Here is an 18,234-nt window from a genome sequence, read left to right as displayed (position 1 = left end):
TACGGCGACAAAGGCCAAAAAGGCCTGCGGTGACTAATGCAGACGGGAGGAAGACGCGGTGCTGCGGAAAACCCTCATATGCGAATGAAAAATATTCTCAGATTTCTATTTGTGCTCGATACGCAGGCTGCCATCGGCCAGGGTCATGGTCTTGACCGGCAGCAGCGCGGGCAAGGCATTGACCAAGGCGTCGGGGTCGTTGACATCAAGGTTACCCGAGACCCGATAGCGGCCCAGCGCTGGATCGGCAATCAGGATCGGTGCAGCGCGGTAGAGTGAAATTTCATCGACCAGACTGCTCAGCTCGCGGTCGCGAAAGGCCACATGACCGCTGCGCCAGCCGGCGACTTCCTGATCGCTCAGGGCTTGCTGGCTGAGGCTGCCACGGGTCAGGTCATAGGTGGCACGTTGGCGTGCGCCGAGCAACAGTGGATCGCGATTTTCTCCTGGCGTATCCAGGGCGACCTGGCCGTGGGTGACGCTCAAGACCAGCTCCTGACGTCCGCGGCGCAGGTCGAAAGCCGTACCGACTACCCGCACCCGAGCGCTTCCGGCATCGACAAACAGCGGGCGCTCTTTGTCGGCGGCAACCTCGATGTAGAGCTGGCCTTTGTCCAGGTAAATCAGCCGGCGCTCGGCGTCGAAGTCTATGCGCAGTTGAGTATGGGCATTGACGCTAAGCTGGCTACCATCGGGTAGTTTCAGCGTTTGCGGTTGTTCGCTGTTGGCCGCCACGGTTTGCACGTAATGATTGGCAGGCAGGCCCAGATTACCAGCCAGCAGGGCGCAGACCAGGGCTGCAGCGATGGCCAGCGCTGGTCGCCAGCTACGTGTCTTACGTACTGGCAAGGAGATCGGTTGATTGAGGCTTTTAAGTGCGGCCAGGTCTTCCCAGAGTTGCTCGAATTGGGTGTAGGCGCGAGCGTGTTCGGGGGTCTGTAGCCACAGTGAAAAGTCCTTGTGCGAGGCCCGCGAGGGGTTGTTGCGGTTACGGGTAAACCAGCTCGCCGCCTGGGCATCGACCGAACGTTTATCGGTATCGGGGAGGGTGGTCATTGTGGCTGCTCCATGCCGTCGTCACTGTCCAGGCGTTGTTTGCAATGCACAAGGGCAGCGGCAATGTGCTTCTCCACCATGCTCACCGAAATACCCATGCGCTCACCGATCTGTGCCTGCGTCAAACCTTCGAAGCGGTGCAGCATAAGGGCTTCGCGGCGACGCGGCGAGAGCTCGGCGAGGACGTTTTTCAATTGCTCCAGGCGTTGTTGTTGCTGGGCGTGATTCAGTGGGTCGGCGTTGTTGTCGAGCCCTGCCGCTTCGTCCGCCTGTGTCTGCTCATCCATTGCGGCATGGCGCACACGTTGACGGCGCCAGTGATCGTTGAGCAGGTTGCGTGCAACCTGGAACAGAAACGCGCGCGGCTGCTCCACCCGTGACCGGTCGCGATAGCCCAGCCATTGGGCAAACACGTCTTGGGTCATGTCGGCGGCATCGCTGGCGTTGTCCATGCGTTTGCGCAGGAAATGCAGGATGTCGGCGTAGAACCCGCGGCAGGTGTCATGGGCGAGCGGGTCGGTTTTGGGGCGCTGCATGCAAGCTTTCCAGGGTGGAACGGAAGAGAAAGCTGCGAATGGTATCGATAATAATTGCTATTTGCTATGGGTGATGTTGTGCTGCTATCAGCGTCGCTTGCGAATGGGGACTGGCACCGGCACTTCCAGGTCGCAGAGGCCAAGTGGATGGCTACTGGCGTCGAAAAAGTGCAAGGCGATGTTCGCAGCGTCAGCAAAGCGCTGCGTGTAATGCTGTTTCTGGCTGATGATCGACGCCTCGCTCAAGGGCCTGATGGCAATGGCCAGGTGTGCCGGACGTGCCTGCTTGATAGCCTCAAGCAAGTGGCGATCACTGGCGCCCAAGTGCTGGCCGAACAGGCACAATCCGCCTTGATGACCTGCCAGTTCGCCTAGGCACCAGCTCAGGTAGTCAGAGCTGCGAATCGCCTTGAGCTTGTCGTCACTGTTGCTTTCGTTGATGAACAGCGGCACATCACCGGGCGTGTTTACGGCAAACCCATCGAGCAATTGACTGCCGCTGGCGCTGCGTTGACGGCTGCTGCCGTCCTGTTGTTTGAGCAGGTGCAAGCCACCGTGCAAGTACAGCAGGCGGGTGCCGGTGCCGCGCGTGTGGCGGACATCGAAGTCGCCGTCGTCGTTGAATAACGACTGAAACCCTTCCGGGGCATGGCTGGCCGCCCAGTGACAGAGCAGGTCGTAGTTGCTGGAATAGACGCTGTGATAGTTGCGCAGTTCGCTGTTGATCAACTGCAAGGTTGCCGTCGGCAGCAGGCGCCAGGGGATGTGCACGCTGCGCACCGCGTGAATCAAGGCTTCTTTGATTGCGTAGTAGCGGTTCAGCGGTGCCGATGAGCTGATTGCCAGGGCGGCGTTGATGCGTACCGTGGTGTTCAAGGCACTGAGCACCGGTTCGAACAGTTCACTGCCAAAGGACTTGAACAACGCCTGGTCGGTCAGGCTCAGGGGCTTGTGGCGCACGCGCTGGGCTTCTTCGAACAGGGAAAAATAGGTAAACGGGCGCCACAGCGCACGACTGGCACCATTGCCCAGCAGGAGGCCGGTGCTGGGGTGTGCGGCATTCAGGTTCGGCCAGAGGTGGAGGCTGGCGTCGAGGTCGGCGTCGGGCATGGGGCAATGTTCCAGGTGCGTCTTTGGATCGGCGCGACTTTAGCATGCCATCGGCTTGTCATCAGTGTTGGTGACTATGCTGGTTTTGCTAGCGACGAAGAAGAGGAAGGTCATGCAAGGATTTTGTAAGCGGTGGGCTCTGCTCTTACTGCCCCTGGCCACTCTGGCTGAGGCTGTCCAGAGCAGTGAGCTGGCAGCCCGCCAGAGCATCCCGTCCCCGGCGGTGATTGCCCATCGAGGGGCTTCCTTCGATGCCCCGGAATCCACCGCTGCCGCTTACCTGCTGGCCCGCGACCTGGGTGCCGACTACCTTGAGCTGGACCTGCAGCGCAGCAAGGATGGCGTGTTAGTGGCGGTGCACGATGACACCCTGCAACGCACCAGTGATGTCGCCCAGCGCTTCCCCGAGCGCAAGGACAGCCCGGTCAGTGCCTTCACCGTGGCCGAGCTGAAATCACTGGATGCTGGTAGCTGGTTCAATCAGGCCCATCCCGAACGGGCACGAGAGGGTTTTAAAGGCCTGCAGATCCTTACCCTGGACGAAATCATGGACATTGCCGAAGGCCACCCCGACAAGCGCCCAGGCTTGTATATCGAAACCAAAGAACCAACGTTTTCCCCAGGCATCGAGGCCGACCTCAAAGCCCGCCTGCGCGCGCGTGGCTGGCTGGACAAGCCGGGACGCGTGGTGCTGCAGAGTTTTGATCGCAATAGCCTGACGCTGTTGCACCAGCATATGCCGCAGGTGCCCAAGGTGCTGCTGTTATGGATTGGCAAAGGCTATATCGAGCCAGCCTCCGGGCAAAGCTTTGCCGAATCCGGTGAGCGCGATAAGGCGGCCTTCTATGCGCGCCAGCAACCCAAGGACAACGCCGAGTTTGAGCGTTGGCTTGATTACGCCAAGGACGCCGGTGCCATTGGCACCGGGCCGTCGGCAACGCGGACGGCGGGAGGGTCACAAAGCTATGCCGACCTGGTACAACCCTGGATGAATAAGCTCAGTCATGACAAAGGCTTGCTGGTGCATGTGTACACGGTTGACGAGACGGTGGATTTCGCCAAAGTCATGGCGGCGGGTGTCGATGGCATTTTCACCAATCGCAGTGCTCAGTTGTTGCGCTATTTATCCCGGCCGCCAGCGCTGAATGAAGCACAGATCCTTACGGCGAGCGGTTATTGAGGATCTGGTCGGAAATCGGCGGCTACCGTAGACTCCGGCCTTTGCGTAGTCGCCCAGGACCGGTTCCCCATGACCTTCTCACTGTTGTTCGCTGTGCTCGCTTCCGGATTTATCTACGGCATCACCCCAGGGCCGGGCGTGCTCGCAGTGCTGGGGATCGGTGCATCGCGTGGTCGGCGTGCCGGGGCTGGGTTCCTCTGTGGTCATCTGCTCGGTGATGTACTGTGGTGCAGCACGGCCCTGGTGGCGATTGTCGGGGCTCGGCAGATCGGCAGTTCAGTATTCGACATTCTTGGCTTGCTCAGTGGCTTGTACCTGTTCTGGCTCGGCCTGCGTGCCTTGCGCAGTCGTCCGGGGAGCACTGGCGGCGAGCAAGGGCCGGTGCGCAAGCCATTCTGGCACGGCATCGTTTTCGGCCTGACTAATCCCAAGGCGTACCCGGTGGCGGTGGCCACCTTCACCGCGCTGATCTCCAGCCGTGCCGAAACCCTGGAGTGGTCAATGTTGCCAGCGTTGATTGCGCTGAGCTTTCTCGGCGGCCTGCTGGCTTATGTGATCCTGATTGCAATCGTCGGCGCCCGCCACGTTCGCACCCTCTACACCCGCTATGAACTGTGGATCACCCGTGCTTGCGGGGTGATGTTCATCGGCTTTGCCGTCAATGCCCTGATGCATGCGCTGCCGGGGTTGATGCCACGTTCCTGAGCGACTTTCGCCTTACATCGCTGGCAAGGCCAGCTCCCATAGGTCCGGGGTTTACAGGTGACATTGTAGGAGCCGGACTTGCCGGCGATGGGGCCGTCTCGGTAGTCAATCAGAGCGGCTGGAGCAAGCTTTCCTTACGGCTGCGATTACGCCACAAACGGTACGCGCGAATCCCCGAACGTACCGATCCAAACAGCATGCCGTGCTCCATTTCCCGTGCAATCCCCGAGCGCACCAGCATGCGTAAGAACTGCCCGCGCGCTCGGGCAATACCGAAGTGGATGCCCCGTGCAGTGAGGGTGTCGCGCACTTCGCGCAGCGCGGAAATACCGCTGACGTCGATGGAACTCACCGCTTCGGCGTCAAACAGCACTGCCCGTGGCTCAAGCTCCTGTTGTACCGCTTCGAGCAGGCGCATCTTGAAGTAGTCGGCGTTGAAAAACAGAATCGCATCATCGAAGCGATACACCACCAGGCCTTTGACCGTGCGCGCTTCCTTGTGCTGACGGATGTCCACCTGGCCTTCAACGCCGGGCATCCAGCCGAGCACCGCATCGGTGGGTTGGTAGATGCTGTAGAGCAAACGCAGGATCGCCAGGGTCACGGCAATGATAATGCCCGGCAACACGCCGACCCCCAGCACGCCTGCGGTGGTCAGTACACACAGCCAGAATTCGAAGCGGCTGAGCTTGTAGATTTTGCGCAGGGATTTCACGTCGATCAGGCCCCAGCCGGCCATCAGCAGCACCGCGCCCAGGGCTGCCTGAGGAATCCAGGCCATCGGCGCGGTAAAGAACAACAGGATGATGGCGATCACCAAGGCGGCGATAATCCCCACCAGTTGGCTCTTGCCACCGACCATGTCGTTGACGGCGGTGCGTGAGTCGGCGCCACTGATGGCGAAACCTTGGGACATCCCGGCAGCGATGTTGGTTACGCCAAGTGCGAGGAATTCGTGGTTGGCATTGATCGCGTAGCCATGCCGGGCGGCAAAGCTGCGGGCAGTGAGCATTGCGCTGCAAAAGCTCACCGTGGCGATACCAAGGGCGTCACGCAGCAGACTTTTCATCTCACCGAGGTTGGTTTCAGGCCAGGCCAATTCTGGAATACCGGCAGGCACCGGGCCGAGAATCGCCACGCCGAAGTGGTCCAGGCCAAACACGCCGACCACCAGTGTCGCCAGCACCACGGTGACCAGTGCGGCGGGTAGGCGCGGGAATCGGCGGGGTATCCAGATCAACAGCGCCAGACCGGCCAGACCGATGCTCAGCGTTACCCAGTGGATTTCCCCCAGACGCTGCAGCAGGTTGATCAGACTGAGGATGAAACCATCACCTTCAATCTTGAACCCCAGCACTTTACCCAACTGACCGGCCAGCAGGCTCAAACCGATGCCGTTGAGGTAACCGATCAAAATCGGACGTGAGAAAAAACTGGCAATAAAGCCGGCGCGGGCCAACCCGGCGCCGATCAACATCAGGCCCACCAGGAGGGTGATAATCACCGACAACTGCGCCAGTCGGGCGGGATCCCCCATCGCCAGCGGGGCAATGGCCCCGGCCACCATGGCGCAGGTGGCCGCATCTGGGCCGACCATCAACTGGCGCGAACTGCCGACCAGGGCATAGACCATCATCGGCAGAATGCACGCGTACAGCCCGTACTGCGGCGGCAGGCCGACAATTTGCGCATAGGCGATGGCAATCGGTATTTGAATCGCTGCTACCGACAACCCGGCCTGCAGGTCGGCGTGGAACCATTCGCGGCGATAACGCAAGAGATTAGCCAGGCCCGGGAGCCAGCGAGACAGCAGCATGAAAGGGTCCTTTCGAGTGTTGCGCGACAGGGCTGAAAAACAGGCAATTGCCTTTATTAAAGCGTATTGCGAGTACCGGGGTAGGGGTTCAGATCAAAAGGTTGTGCTGGCGGCTGTCGCCAGCTTGTCCGGGCTAGGGGGTGGGGGATAGGGAGGTTTTTGAAACGATTACAACAGCTGCGAGGGCACAAGTAGATAAGATCAAAAAACAATAGTTGGTGAGTATGAGTGTTTTTAATTTTTTAGGAAATGCCAAGATTTCAGGTAATGAACCAAGTTCTCTTTTCGCGCTTAGGACTGGCATGGTTAAAACTATAGCTATGGCGTTGAGCCTGTAAATGGCGCCTACCCATCCGCTGTGCAGCAGCATTTTCCTGTTGTTGAGTATCCAGGCGGAATTGACTAAATGGATCTCCGCTTTTTCTAGCTTGAAACGTATTAAATAGGCCATGTAGAACAAATTCAAAAGCATCGCTGCTAGTACCACTCCAGCAATAATGCCAAGCTCAAATCTTGTAGTGCTCATAGGTCTCGTGAATATCAGTTGTCGCCAATGTTTGTCGAGTTTTTAGAGTCGTCGGTTCTTACGTCAGTGCAGGTGCTAAGATGTACGTGCTATGTTTTTGATAAGCTCACGGTAATCGTAAGGCAGCACAGTAGTAAAATTAAAGAGAGATAATTGCTTAATATAAGTAACTTTAATTTTTTAGGAAATGCCAGTATTTCAGGGAGGTCGACTAGATTTCTTTTTTTACTTAATTTAGGCATGGCTAGCATTATTGCAATTGCATTTAGCTTGTAAATGGACCCTATCCACCCTGTTTTTGCTAGGGCTTTTTTGTTGTCTTGTATCCAGTTTGAGTTGGGGAGGTGGCTTTCAGCAATGGGTAGCTTGAAGGTTGCTAAATACGCCATGAAGACAATATTCAAAAGCATCATTATACTTATTGCGCCAACGATAAATCCTAATTCTATTTGGTTCACTTTTAGAATGCCTCGTAGATGGCATTGCCAAGCAGTTCACCGCCTTTACCACCTATATGGCCGGCGGCGGCTCCACCAATGATTGAGCCTATAAAAGCACAAGCAAATGCACCAGGTCCTCCAGTTGCAATGCCGAGTGCAATAACGCAAAGGCTGGTTGCGGCCATTGCGCCTACGCCACCCCCGGCCGATCCGCTTAGTATGGTAATTCCGAGCTTGCTTGTTTCAACATATTTTGCTTTCCTGCATTCGTCTTCACGACCACTTGAACACGCATTGTTGATGGATATTCCGGTTGCGGTAATATCTAATCCTATGCCTAAGTATGTTCCGTGTTTCAAAAGATTTGAAGCTTTCGCCACGTCATTAATTGTGTCGGCGTACCCTGCGATTACTCCAGAGTGTAAATAGCTTTTCGTGGAGATCCCAAGTGTTTTCTTGATAGACCCCTGGTTGCGCAGGCCTGACCCGTAGCTGGCAAAGCTTTTTAGTTGGTTTTCGAGCTTTGCAAATAGGATTTTTCGTTTTACGTAAAAGGCTTCCCGGCTGAGGATTGTTCCACTTCTAAGATGATCTTTATGGGCTGTGTCAATTTCTTCAAGCGTTATCTTGATACCTTCCAGATGTTTGCTCCAAGAGCTGCTCATGCTGCCAATGCCAAGAGCGGAGTATCCCAGCGTTTTTGTTAGAAGCTCATGGTTCTCAATAAGAAAACCATCGCTTTGTGCGCCGTTGGTCGTCAATGCCGTATGGGTATTGGCGGCCATCCTCATATAAAAAGCTTCTTCGGCTGTACAGGAGGGAGTAGAGTTGTCTCCAACGATTATAATCTCGCCTGGTAAGACTACCGAGTTAACAATGTGCGAATTCAATATGTCGAATTTTGCGCTAGAGTTTTTACCTAGCTGTAAATTTGACTTAAGGTATGAGTAATTTTGTACGTGTGGATTTATGAAGCTCTTGACTTCTGGCATCGGCGATTGCCTCAGGAGTACTTTTTATTATTGATTCGATCCCAGCCGCCAGCAACGTTACCTCCGCCGCTACCATCCCCTCGTTTTTGCTGGGTGTAGGTCGTTTTTATCCGGCCGTAATTTAGACTGATGGACTCAGTTGGAACGCCATCATTCGCACTTTGCGAATAGTCTGAAATAATCACTTCTTCCAATGTGATCTCAAAGTACTTGAGTTTTTCACCGCCGGCACGATGTAGTGTAACGACAACTTCTTTTAAGTGTTCGCCTGCACAGCTGGCCTCTATGAGCTTGCAGCTGGATTTGTCTAGATTTTTGGTGAACGTGAAGTCGCTCACGGTTGTGCGTCCAGAAGACGCTCCGCCAGACGAACTTGCGGTAGCTGATGTGCTTTGATGAGTACCGAATCGGTACCCGGTGATTTCTATCCAGTCCTTGTGTTGATCATCAAGGGCTTCGCCAGGAATACCATCGATTTTGAGGAAAGCGTCAAATTCCATGTTCAACCATCCTTGTCTGCATGTCATTTGAACAGTAGAACATTTTGAACGGGTAACGCCACCCCTGTTGGGGGGCTCAGGAGCGAGACCTGTTATCTGAATATTTCAACGTAGGATTCTGCTATCCATGCCGCCTACTTTGTAAACAAGGACAGGGTGCGTTATGGGCTCGGTGGGCAAGTTTGGTGAACAGATGGGCTGAGAGAATGTAGGGCGACAGCGTGCCTGGGTAGTGCTGCAAAGTAGTTAAATTCCGCTCGAGTGGCGGTGGAGGCTGTTGCGCTGGATAACCTGCGGATGCCCCGTATGAAAGGGCTAGGCGCCTCATCGCTTCCAGTTCAAAGAGCTGTAGAAGACTAACGAGTCAGGGGAATGCTGGAGCGGGTGAAGGGAATCGAACCCTCGTTATCAGCTTGGGAAGCTGGAGTAATGCCATTATACGACACCCGCTTTCAGGGCTGACGTTGTACCAGATGTGCGCGGCGATTTGAAGCCTTGGGTGGTAAAAAAGCCTTGTTAGGGGGCCGGTAGCGCGAGGTCAGGCATCTTCCTTCTGCCCTATGGGGCCGCTGATGCAAGAGGCTGCGCTACCGCCAACCAGGGTATTCAGATCGCCAGCGCATGATGCCCCGGCACGTACTGATTACGAACGCGCGATTCGCGCACAGGCGCTTTCAGGAAACCCAGCAGTACGTCACGCGTAGCATTGCAGGCGGCCTTGTGCTCCATGTCGAGGAAGTGGCCGGTGGCGCGAATCTCGCTGAAGTGGCTGTTGCGCACGTGCTGGCTGAACTGCCGGGCATCATCGGTGGTGGTGTATTCGTCCCACTCGCCGTTCATGAACAACACCGGGATGTCGATCACCCGTGCCGAGCGCAGGGCGTTGCCCAGATCATGGTCAAGCACCTGGTTGATGTGAAAGTGCATCTGCGCGTATTCGTGGTTGTCCAGGCTGCTGACGTGCCGGTAGTTGAAGCGCTTGAACAACGACGGCAGGTGTTTGCCAATGGTGTCGTTGACCAGATTACCGACCTGGTAGCGGTCACAGGCACTGAGGTACTGGCAGCCACGTTCGAGGTAGTCGCGCATCGGTTCGTTGATCACCGGTGAGAACGAGCTGACCACGGCCTTTTCGATGCGTCGAGGCTTGTGCGCCAGTGCCAGCAGGGTGCAGGCACCGCCCCAGGAGAACGACATCACGTGGTCGGCGGCGAAATGCTCGATCAATTCGAGGAGGATCTGCCCTTCGGTTTCCTTGGTCAGCAAGCGCTCGTGGCGGTTGTGCGCCTTGGACTTGCCGGCATAGGGTTGATCGTAAAGCACCACGTTGAACTGCGGATGCAGGCTACGCACTGTCTGGGCAAACGAGGCCGTAGTGGCCAGCGAGCCATTGATCAGGATGATCGTCTTCTCAGCGGCGTCTGCGCGATAGAACTCCGTGTAAACCCGATACTGACCTTGTATATCAAGCACAGCAATTTCTGGCCTCATGTCGTCGACTCCTGGCGCAAAAAGGGTGTTCGCACATGCAAGGATGCGCGTTCTTTATGACAGGTAGGCATACGCCTTGAAGTGAAGCTGAGGGCCCTTGTCGATCCGTGTGCTGCGCTGGTCGACCGGTATTGTTCTAGGTGGGCAATCTGCCGGACGCCAATGCTTCGAGGCACGGGTCACCAGCAAAAAGGTGTCTTGGACTGCAGGCGTGACTGGCAAGTCACATGCAGACCGACGATTGGATTCAAGCAGGCAGCGCAGTAACCCGCAAGTGCCTTTGGGGAAATTGGCGAAATCTTTCCGCTAGGCGGTCGTGACTTCAAATTGCCAGGATCTCCTCGGGATAGAGCGCACGGTATTCGCCAGGAAGCAGCCCCGGGTCCAGTTGCAGAGGGCCCATGCACTCGCGGTGCAGGCGCACGACCTTGTTGTCGAAGTGACCGAACATGCGTTTTACCTGATGATAACGGCCTTCGACGATGCTCAGGCGAGCGCTGCGCGGACCGAGCAAGGTCAGTTCGGCGGGCTGGGTGGTGAGGTCTTCGAAGGCGAAATAGAAGCCTTGGCGAAACTTGTCGATGTAGTGAGGCTCGATGACCTGCTCAGTCTCGACGTAGTAAATCTTCGCCAGTTTGGTTTGCGGTTGTGTCAGACGTCGTGACCACTGGCCGTCGTTGGTCAGCAGCATCAGGCCGGTGGTGTTGAAATCCAGGCGTCCGGCGATGTGCAGTTCGTGCTTGTCTGCCTCACCAATCAAATCCAGTACGGTGCGGTGCTCCGGGTCCTGGGTGGCGCTAACGCAGCCTTGGGGTTTGTGCAGCATCAGATAGCGCGCCGCGCGTCCGTCCTGAAGCACTTGATCATCGATCTCGATGCGGCTGAACTCGCGCACTTCCAGGCGCGGGTCACTTACGTAATAGCCGTCCACGCGCACCCGTCGCTCGGCCAGCAGCAAGCGTACTTGCTGACGGTTGAAGCAGGGCAGGTTACTGAGGAATCGATCGAGACGCATACGAGGCCAGACGCTGGGCGTTGCAGTTTAACCGGCGCTTACGTTGTTTGCCGCCTGCAGTTGCTCGAGCACTTGGGCGCAGGCCGGGCACAGGCAGGCTTTGTTGCGCTGTTCGCCAGGAAGTGCCTCAATGACTTCGGGGGCGATGCTGACGCTGTAGCACCAGCACGCCTGAGCCGCAGTGCGTGGGTCGGCAAGGCTGCAACGGTTGCTGGCGCCACAGGCGGGACAGCTTTGCGGGTTATTCATCGTCGGACCTGGACATCTCTACGCAGACGCGATTGCGTCCGCTTTGTTTGGCACGGTAAAGCGCATGGTCGGCGCGGGCAATCAGGCTGTGCAGGGTATCGTCAGGCTGCAGGCTGCTCAAGCCGATACTGGTGGTCAAACGGATCACTTTGTCGGCGAAGTTGAATGGCCGTTGTTCGGTGTGCCGGCGGATTTTTTCCGCGACCTCTTGGGCCTTCACTGCGTCGCTATCCTTGAGCAGAACGATAAATTCTTCACCGCCCCATCGACAGATAATATCCGCCTGACGCAAGCAATTTTCCAGTACCTGGGCAAACTGGCGCAGCACTTCGTCGCCGGCCAGGTGGCCATGGGTATCGTTGAGTTGTTTGAAGTGATCCAGGTCGATCAGCAAGGCGACCAGGCGCTTGGGTTCACGCAGGGCTTCGTTCAGCGCTTGCGCGGCCAGCAGGTCGAAACCGCGGCGATTGGGCAACCCGGTCAGGCTGTCGAGGGTGGCCAGGGTTTCAATGTTGTCCTGGTGGCGTTTGACCATGGCATTGAGCAGTGACAGTACGACCAGGCCGATGATGGTGCAGATTGCCAGGTTCAGGTAAAGCGACTGGCGGATGTTGTCCAGGGCGCCGTCTTCTCGTTTGTCGACGAACAGATACCAGTTCAGTTCCGGTACCAGGCGTACATTGAGAAAGTGGCTGTCGGCGTTGCGACTCAGGTACTCATAGCTGCCGCTGATCGGCGTGGGCATTTGTTTGAGCAGTTCGCGTACCCCATCCAGCTCGCGCAGCGCCTGCCCGGTGCGCGCGCCGTGCGCCCCACCTTTGGAGCCGGTCAGGACTACCTGGCCTTGGCGATCGACGAAGTAGACCTGGCGCTGGTAGCGTTGCTGGTAGTCATCGATCAGGCGCACCACGGCTTCGGCACTTAGACCGATACCCGTCACGCCGATAAAGTTGCCGTGGTAGTCGTGCACACGGTAGTTGATGAAGACCGTGAGCTTGTCCTGGTTGGCCATGTCCAGGTCGACGTTGATTTCGTAGGGCGCCTGCATTTTCAGCACGCGAAAGTACCAGGCATCGCGCGGTTCCTGCGCGTCGATTTGCTTGAGCACACCCATTTTCGCCTGGTAGTAGTTGCCGCTGGCGCTGGAGACGAAATAGGCGGTGTAAGCGTGGTACTGGCCCATGACCTCATTGAGGTAGCGGGAGATTTGCGTCGGGTCACGCTCGCCAGCCAACGCCCAGTCACGCAGAAAGGTGTCGTGGGCCATCATCGAGGAAATCAGGATCGGTCGCACCAGATCCTTCTGAATTTCCGAATACACCGTGTCAGAGGTCAGAGGCAGCTCGGTATTGACGATGTTGTCGCGGATCGAACTGCGCGAGGCGAAGTAACTCAGCAGCGATGTGGCGAGAAAGCCGCAGCCGAGCAACAAGATCAAGGTCAGGATCAACGAGCGCTGCGAAAACAGGGCGGAGCGAGGCAATATGACAGTCCCTTGTTATAGGCCAGTGGCGTTCATTCTAGTGCGATGGCCGAAAAATAACTGGACAAATATCAAGGGTATTGGCGTTGTTTCAAATTATTGCGGCAATGGCACCGGATTCGCTTTGGGAGGTCTTATCCAGTGTCGATGTGGCATTGCTCATCGACGCCGACCAGCGCCGCTGGGATGGGCAGTTCCGCGGTCCAGGAGGCCGCTATGTATCGCCGACTTTTGCTTGTTGCAGTGCTGAGTTTGCTGACCGCCGCGTGTGTCCCTTACGGAGGTAACGGTTACTATCGAAGCGAAGTCTATACTGCTGATCGCTATGGCTATCCAGGTTATTACCGGCCGGTCTATCCCAATAACCGCGGCTACTATGTGGCGCCACAGCCACGCTATTACTCACCGCCGCTGAACCACTACCGACCAGCGCCACATTACTATCGTCCTGCTCCCCACGACTATCGCTCAACACCGCATTATTACCGCTCGGCGCCGGATCGTTACTACAAGGCCTATCCCGGGCGCGGGCATGAGCGTTACCGGCAGGGGGCCACACGCCATGACCGCTACGACCGCCGCGGTGACGGTCGCGGCGAGCGCAACTGGCATCGTTGAGCTCTTCAAGCCAGGTCTGCCAAGGGATGGCGACCTTCCCAGGCTTTGGCAAAATGCGCGTTGATCACAGCCTCTGGCACCTGGGCGATATCCGCCCAGTGCCAGCGTGGTTTCTGGTCTTTGTCGATTAATCGGGCCCGCACACCTTCACTGAACTCAGGGTGCTGGCAACAATTGAGGCTCATGGTGTATTCCATCTGGAACACCTGGACTAACGACAGGTGCCGTGCCCGTTGGATCTGCTCCCAAACCAGGTGCGCGGTCAGTGGGCAGCCTTCGAGCATGGTGCGCGCGGCGTTGGCCAGTAGTGGGTCGGGGTGATTGCGCAGCGTGGCGATCGCGCGCCAGGCGCAGACCGGATCGCTGACATCCAGCAGTGCATCGATTTGCTGGCGGCGGGGCAGCCATTGGGCGTCTGGCATCTCAGCCTGGGTCCGATGCTGCTGGGCCTTGAGCAGGCTGTTCAATTGCAACGCAGTCTGTTCCTGCCAGTTCAGTTGCAACAGGTCGTCGATCAGCTCTTCTTGCTGGTTTTCCCCCAGCAGGCGGTCCGCCAAGTCCAGATCCAAGGCGTCGCGAGCATTGATGCCGGCGCCGGTCATCCCTAGAAACAGTCCGAGTTTTCCCGGCAGGCGGGCGAGAAACCAACTGGCGCCAACATCTGGGTACAAACCGATACTGATTTCGGGCATGGCCAGGCGGCTGCTTGGCGTGACGATGCGCACATTGGCCCCTTGCAGCAGGCCCATGCCACCACCAAGTACATGACCGTGGCCCCAGCACAGTAAGGGTTTGCGGTAGGTGTGCAGGCGGTAGTCCAGGCGATACTCATCGGCGAAGAAACGCGCGGCCAATGGCGGCACCTGCCCGGGATGATTGCGGCAAGCCTGGACCAGGCTGCGCACATCACCCCCGGCACAAAACGCTTTGGCGCCGGCCCCGCGCAGTAGCACGCAGACAATTTCCGGGTTGTTGGCCCACTCAGCCAATTGCTGGTCGAGCACTTCGATCATCGGTAACGACAAGGCATTTAGGGCTTTGGCGGCATCCAGCGTGGCGATGCCGATGCGTGCGCCATCGACGCCGGTGAGTTCTTCGCACTGTACGGCCATGGGCGACCTCATTCGTCTGATCCGGACAAGTATGGTCGGTGTCGCTGAAACTGCCGGTCGCTGGTCGGATCGATTGACAAGTACCGGCAGCTTTCCTAGTGTCGCGCCATTGTTTACGGATGGCCCCATGACTGACGACGATCGCATCAAACTTGAACCGAGCTGGAAAGAAGCGCTGCGCGCCGAATTCGAGCAGCCCTATATGCAGCAGCTGCGTGAATTTCTGCGCGAGGAGCATGCAGCGGGCAAAGAGATCTACCCGCCGGGGCCGTTGATTTTCAATGCGCTCAATTCCACGCCGCTGGACCAGGTGAAAGTCGTGATCCTCGGCCAGGACCCTTACCATGGCCCGGGCCAGGCCCATGGCCTGTGCTTTTCGGTGCAGCCGGGGATTGCGACGCCGCCCTCACTGGTCAACATCTATAAAGAACTGCACCGCGACCTGAACATCGAAATCCCCAAACACGGTTGCCTGCAATATTGGGCCGATCAGGGTGTGTTGCTGCTTAACACCACGATGACCGTGGAGCGGGCCAATGCCGCCTCGCATGCCAAGAAGGGCTGGGAGTTTTTCACCGACCGTGTAATCGAAGTGGTCAGTGAACACCAGCCCAATACCGTGTTCCTGCTTTGGGGCGCCCATGCGCAGAGCAAGCAGAAGCTGATCGACGGGACCAAGCACCTGGTGCTCAAGTCAGTGCATCCGTCACCGTTGTCGGCCTATCGTGGCTTTTTGGGTTGTGGGCATTTCAGCCGCACCAACAAGTTCCTCGAACAGCACGGCCTGGCGCCAGTGGAATGGGCGTTGCCACCGCTGTAAAGGTAAAAAGGAAGCTTTAGCTTCCTTCTTTATTGTTTGGTTTGACGGCCTGGCGTTCGCCTATCCAATGACGGAACAGCGGCTCGGCGAGAAACAGCACGAACAGCAACCGCATCACCTGCAATGCGGTCACCAAGGGGACTGACAGCTGTAGGGTCTCAGCGGTCAGGCTCATCTCGGCGATACCACCGGGCATCATGCCCAACGTTAAGGAACGCAGGTCCAGCTGGGTCAGGTGGCTCAAGATCCAGGCAGCGGCAGCGGCAATCAGCATGCTCAGCGCCGTTGCAATCAAGGTCCGGCCGAGAAAAGACGGCGCGCGGCGAAAGAACGCCCGATTGAAATGGCATCCCAGGCCACTGCCGATCAGCCATTGGCCAATTTGGCTGGCGCCGTCGGGCAGGGCGATTTGCAAGTCGCCGCCAACACTGGCAATGGCTGCCACCAACAGCGGACCAAACAGCCAGGGATTAGGTTGCTTGAGGCGTTGCCACAGCCAGGCCATGGCAATCCCCAGCGGGCAGATCAGCGCCAACCAGCTCCAGCTGACGCTGCCGGCATGGGTGATCGCTACGCCGTCACCGAGCAGGAACTTGAACAGCGCTGGTACACACAGCACCACTGCCAGTACCCGCAGGCTCTGTGCGGCCGCGACCTGGCTGAGCGCCGCGCCATTGCGCGCGCCGAGGTTGACCATTTCTCCGGAGCCGCCCGGCATGCTGGAAAAGAACGCGGTGGCGCGGTCTTCACCGGTGCGGCGCAGTAGCCAGATACCGATCACGCTGGAGACGCTGGTGATCAGCGCACCACAAAAGATCAGACCGAAGTTGCTGGCCACTTGCTCCACTACCGCAGGGGTGAAGTGCAAGCCGATACCGATGCCGATGATCCATTGGCCGCATTTGCGACCACCGGGGATTTCGCTCAATTGCCAGGGCGTCAGGCAACGCACCAGGATGATCGCCAGTAACGAGCCGACCATCCATGGCAGCGGCCAGCCGATCAGGCTGGCGAGGTAACCGCCCGCCAGCCCGACCAGCCCTGTGGCCCAGCATAACTGCGACGGCCGATCAGACATCGGCCAGGGCACGCCGTTGAACACTGCGCTTGCGCCAGATACGCAGCAGCGGCAGGAACAACATCACCGCAGTCAGTGCCCAGACAGTCAGGCTGATCGGGCTGGCCCAGAGAATCTCCAGGCCGCCATTGGAGATCGACAACGCTCGGCGCAGGTTCTGCTCCATCAAACCGCCGAGGATGAAACCCAGCAGCAGCGGCGACAGCGGGAAGTCCAGCTTGCGCAGGATGTAACCGAAGATACCGATGGCGATCATCAGGAACAGGTCGAAGGTGGTGGCATGTACCGCATACACACCGATTGCGGTGATGATTGCAATCACCGGTACCAGCGCCCAGTTCGGCACGGCGAGGATCCGGGTGAAGATGCGCACCATCGGAATGTTGAGGATCACCAGCATGACGTTGGCGATGAACAACGAAGCGATCAGGCCCCAGACAATATCCGGCTGCTGTTGGAACAGCAGTGGGCCAGGAGTGATGTTATAGAGCGACAGCGCACCGATCATCACTGCAGTGGTGCCCGAGCCTGGCACACCAAGAGTCAGCATCGGTACCAGGGCACCACAGCAAGCGCCGCCGATGGCTGTTTCCGGTGCGGCCAGGCCGCGCTTGTCACCTTGGCCGAACGTACCGCTGGCACCGGCCAGACGTTTTTCAGTCATGTAGGCGACAGCACTGGCCAGCGTGGCACCGGCGCCGGGCAATACCCCCATGATGAAGCCGAGCACACCGCAACGGATGTTCACCAGAAACACCGAGGAGGCTTCCTTGAAGTTGAACAGCATGCGTCCGGTGGCTTTCACCGCCTGATGGCCATGGTGGGTTTTTTCCAGCAGCAGGAGGATTTCGCTGATGGAGAACAGGCCCAATACCAGCACTACGAACTGAATGCCGTCGGCCAGGTGGATGCTGTCGCCGGTGAACCGGTATACACCGCTGTTGGCATCGATGCCGACCCCGGAGAGAAACAGGCCGATCAATGCCGCGATAAAGGTCTTCAGGGGTTTGTCACCAGCCATGCCGCCAAGGCAGACAATGGCAAAGACCATCAGCACGAAGTATTCCGCGGGTCCGAAAGCGATCGCCCATTTCGCCAGCAACGGCGCAAACAACACCATGCCGCAGGTGGCGATGAAGGCACCGATGAACGAGCTCCAGGCCGACAGCGACAGCGCCACACCGGCCAGGCCTTTGCGGGCCATAGGATAACCGTCGAGGGTGGTCATCACTGTCGAGGCTTCGCCTGGAATATTGAGCAGAATCGAGCTGATCCGCCCGCCGTACTCGCAGCCAAGGTACACCGCAGCCAGCAGGATCAGCGCCGATTCTGGCGGTAGACCGAGGGCGAAGGCGATAGGAATCAACAAGGCGACGCCGTTGATTGGGCCCAGGCCCGGCAACAAGCCGACCACAGTGCCGATCAGCGTGCCGCACAAAGCGGTGACCAGGTTGTAGGGGCTCAGTGCAACGCCGAAGCCCTGGCCGAGATAGCCAAGCGTATCCAT

At 57.8% G+C, this 18,234-nt stretch carries 19 protein-coding genes and 1 tRNA gene; 4 read left to right on the top strand and 16 right to left on the bottom strand.

Annotated features, from left to right (window positions below; all coding sequences use genetic code 11):
* Positions 1 to 105: 105 nt before the first annotated feature.
* From ACQRAX_RS22360 to ACQRAX_RS22350, 3 genes are all read right to left on the bottom strand, one after another.
* Positions 106 to 1,056 (bottom strand): FecR family protein, encoded by a 951-nt coding sequence (locus tag ACQRAX_RS22360; protein WP_412039705.1) that lies wholly within the window; start codon positions 1,054 to 1,056, stop codon positions 106 to 108.
* On the bottom strand, positions 1,053 to 1,592 hold the full coding sequence (locus ACQRAX_RS22355; protein ID WP_412039704.1) for an RNA polymerase sigma factor: 540 nt from the start codon (positions 1,590 to 1,592) through the stop codon (positions 1,053 to 1,055). The genes ACQRAX_RS22360 and ACQRAX_RS22355 overlap by 4 nt, the downstream gene beginning before the upstream one ends.
* A gap of 87 nt (positions 1,593 to 1,679) precedes the next feature.
* Positions 1,680 to 2,702 (bottom strand): DUF4917 family protein, encoded by a 1,023-nt coding sequence (locus tag ACQRAX_RS22350; RefSeq protein ID WP_412039703.1) that lies wholly within the window; start codon positions 2,700 to 2,702, stop codon positions 1,680 to 1,682.
* Between the two features lie 112 nt (positions 2,703 to 2,814).
* On the opposite strand from ACQRAX_RS22350, the gene ACQRAX_RS22345 reads away from it, so the two are divergent.
* On the top strand, positions 2,815 to 3,882 hold the full coding sequence (locus ACQRAX_RS22345) for a glycerophosphodiester phosphodiesterase (RefSeq protein WP_412039702.1): 1,068 nt from the start codon (positions 2,815 to 2,817) through the stop codon (positions 3,880 to 3,882).
* 69 nt (positions 3,883 to 3,951) lie between these two features.
* The gene (locus ACQRAX_RS22340; RefSeq protein ID WP_412039701.1) at positions 3,952 to 4,587 is read left to right on the top strand and encodes a LysE family translocator; all 636 of its coding nucleotides are present in this window, start codon (positions 3,952 to 3,954) and stop codon (positions 4,585 to 4,587) included.
* Positions 4,588 to 4,696: 109 nt separating this feature from the next.
* On the opposite strand, the gene ACQRAX_RS22335 is transcribed toward ACQRAX_RS22340, so the two are convergent.
* From ACQRAX_RS22335 to ACQRAX_RS22290, 10 genes are all read right to left on the bottom strand, one after another.
* Positions 4,697 to 6,403: a SulP family inorganic anion transporter gene (locus tag ACQRAX_RS22335; RefSeq protein WP_412039700.1), complete on the bottom strand. Its 1,707-nt coding sequence runs from the start codon at positions 6,401 to 6,403 to the stop codon at positions 4,697 to 4,699.
* Positions 6,404 to 6,536: 133 nt separating this feature from the next.
* On the bottom strand, positions 6,537 to 6,929 hold the full coding sequence (locus ACQRAX_RS22330) for a hypothetical protein (RefSeq protein ID WP_412039699.1): 393 nt from the start codon (positions 6,927 to 6,929) through the stop codon (positions 6,537 to 6,539).
* Between the two features lie 89 nt (positions 6,930 to 7,018).
* Complete coding sequence (locus ACQRAX_RS22325; protein WP_412039698.1) at positions 7,019 to 7,387, bottom strand: hypothetical protein; 369 nt, start codon at positions 7,385 to 7,387, stop codon at positions 7,019 to 7,021.
* A gap of 2 nt (positions 7,388 to 7,389) precedes the next feature.
* Positions 7,390 to 8,361 carry a hypothetical protein gene (locus ACQRAX_RS22320; RefSeq protein WP_412039697.1) on the bottom strand — a complete coding sequence of 324 codons (972 nt, stop codon included), beginning with the start codon at positions 8,359 to 8,361 and terminating at the stop codon, positions 7,390 to 7,392.
* An 11-nt stretch (positions 8,362 to 8,372) separates the two neighbouring features.
* A complete protein-coding gene (locus tag ACQRAX_RS22315; RefSeq protein WP_412039696.1) occupies positions 8,373 to 8,861 on the bottom strand; it encodes an Hcp family type VI secretion system effector in 489 nt (162 codons plus the stop codon).
* 376 nt (positions 8,862 to 9,237) lie between these two features.
* A tRNA-Gly gene (locus ACQRAX_RS22310) sits at positions 9,238 to 9,311 on the bottom strand.
* A 156-nt stretch (positions 9,312 to 9,467) separates the two neighbouring features.
* A complete protein-coding gene (locus ACQRAX_RS22305) occupies positions 9,468 to 10,352 on the bottom strand; it encodes an alpha/beta fold hydrolase (protein ID WP_412039695.1) in 885 nt (294 codons plus the stop codon).
* A 322-nt stretch (positions 10,353 to 10,674) separates the two neighbouring features.
* Positions 10,675 to 11,367: a pseudouridine synthase gene (locus ACQRAX_RS22300; RefSeq protein WP_412039694.1), complete on the bottom strand. Its 693-nt coding sequence runs from the start codon at positions 11,365 to 11,367 to the stop codon at positions 10,675 to 10,677.
* Between the two features lie 27 nt (positions 11,368 to 11,394).
* Entirely contained in the window at positions 11,395 to 11,616 is a 222-nt protein-coding gene (locus tag ACQRAX_RS22295; protein ID WP_412039693.1) for a cysteine-rich CWC family protein, read from the bottom strand.
* Entirely contained in the window at positions 11,609 to 13,099 is a 1,491-nt protein-coding gene (locus ACQRAX_RS22290; RefSeq protein ID WP_412039692.1) for a sensor domain-containing diguanylate cyclase, read from the bottom strand. Before ACQRAX_RS22290 ends, ACQRAX_RS22295 begins: the two co-directional genes overlap by 8 nt.
* A gap of 216 nt (positions 13,100 to 13,315) precedes the next feature.
* On the opposite strand from ACQRAX_RS22290, the gene ACQRAX_RS22285 reads away from it, so the two are divergent.
* The gene (locus tag ACQRAX_RS22285) at positions 13,316 to 13,717 is read left to right on the top strand and encodes a hypothetical protein (RefSeq protein WP_412039691.1); all 402 of its coding nucleotides are present in this window, start codon (positions 13,316 to 13,318) and stop codon (positions 13,715 to 13,717) included.
* 5 nt (positions 13,718 to 13,722) lie between these two features.
* Here ACQRAX_RS22285 and ACQRAX_RS22280 read toward each other — a convergent pair whose 3' ends face one another.
* Complete coding sequence (locus ACQRAX_RS22280; protein WP_412039690.1) at positions 13,723 to 14,829, bottom strand: enoyl-CoA hydratase/isomerase family protein; 1,107 nt, start codon at positions 14,827 to 14,829, stop codon at positions 13,723 to 13,725.
* 127 nt (positions 14,830 to 14,956) lie between these two features.
* Between ACQRAX_RS22280 and ung the strand changes: the two genes are divergently transcribed.
* Positions 14,957 to 15,649, top strand: coding sequence for a uracil-DNA glycosylase (gene ung, locus ACQRAX_RS22275; protein ID WP_412039689.1), 693 nt, complete (start codon positions 14,957 to 14,959; stop codon positions 15,647 to 15,649).
* Between the two features lie 16 nt (positions 15,650 to 15,665).
* Here the strand turns inward: ung and ACQRAX_RS22270 are convergent, their stop codons facing one another.
* Complete coding sequence (locus ACQRAX_RS22270) at positions 15,666 to 16,727, bottom strand: AbrB family transcriptional regulator (RefSeq protein ID WP_412039688.1); 1,062 nt, start codon at positions 16,725 to 16,727, stop codon at positions 15,666 to 15,668.
* Entirely contained in the window at positions 16,720 to 18,234 is a 1,515-nt protein-coding gene (locus ACQRAX_RS22265; RefSeq protein ID WP_412039687.1) for a tripartite tricarboxylate transporter permease, read from the bottom strand. The genes ACQRAX_RS22270 and ACQRAX_RS22265 overlap by 8 nt, the downstream gene beginning before the upstream one ends.

This window comes from Pseudomonas sp. UM16 (assembly GCF_050312595.1).
Taxonomy (GTDB): domain Bacteria; phylum Pseudomonadota; class Gammaproteobacteria; order Pseudomonadales; family Pseudomonadaceae; genus Aquipseudomonas.
Note: the sequence above shows the minus strand (reverse complement) of the source record. Positions and strands in the feature narration are given on the sequence as shown.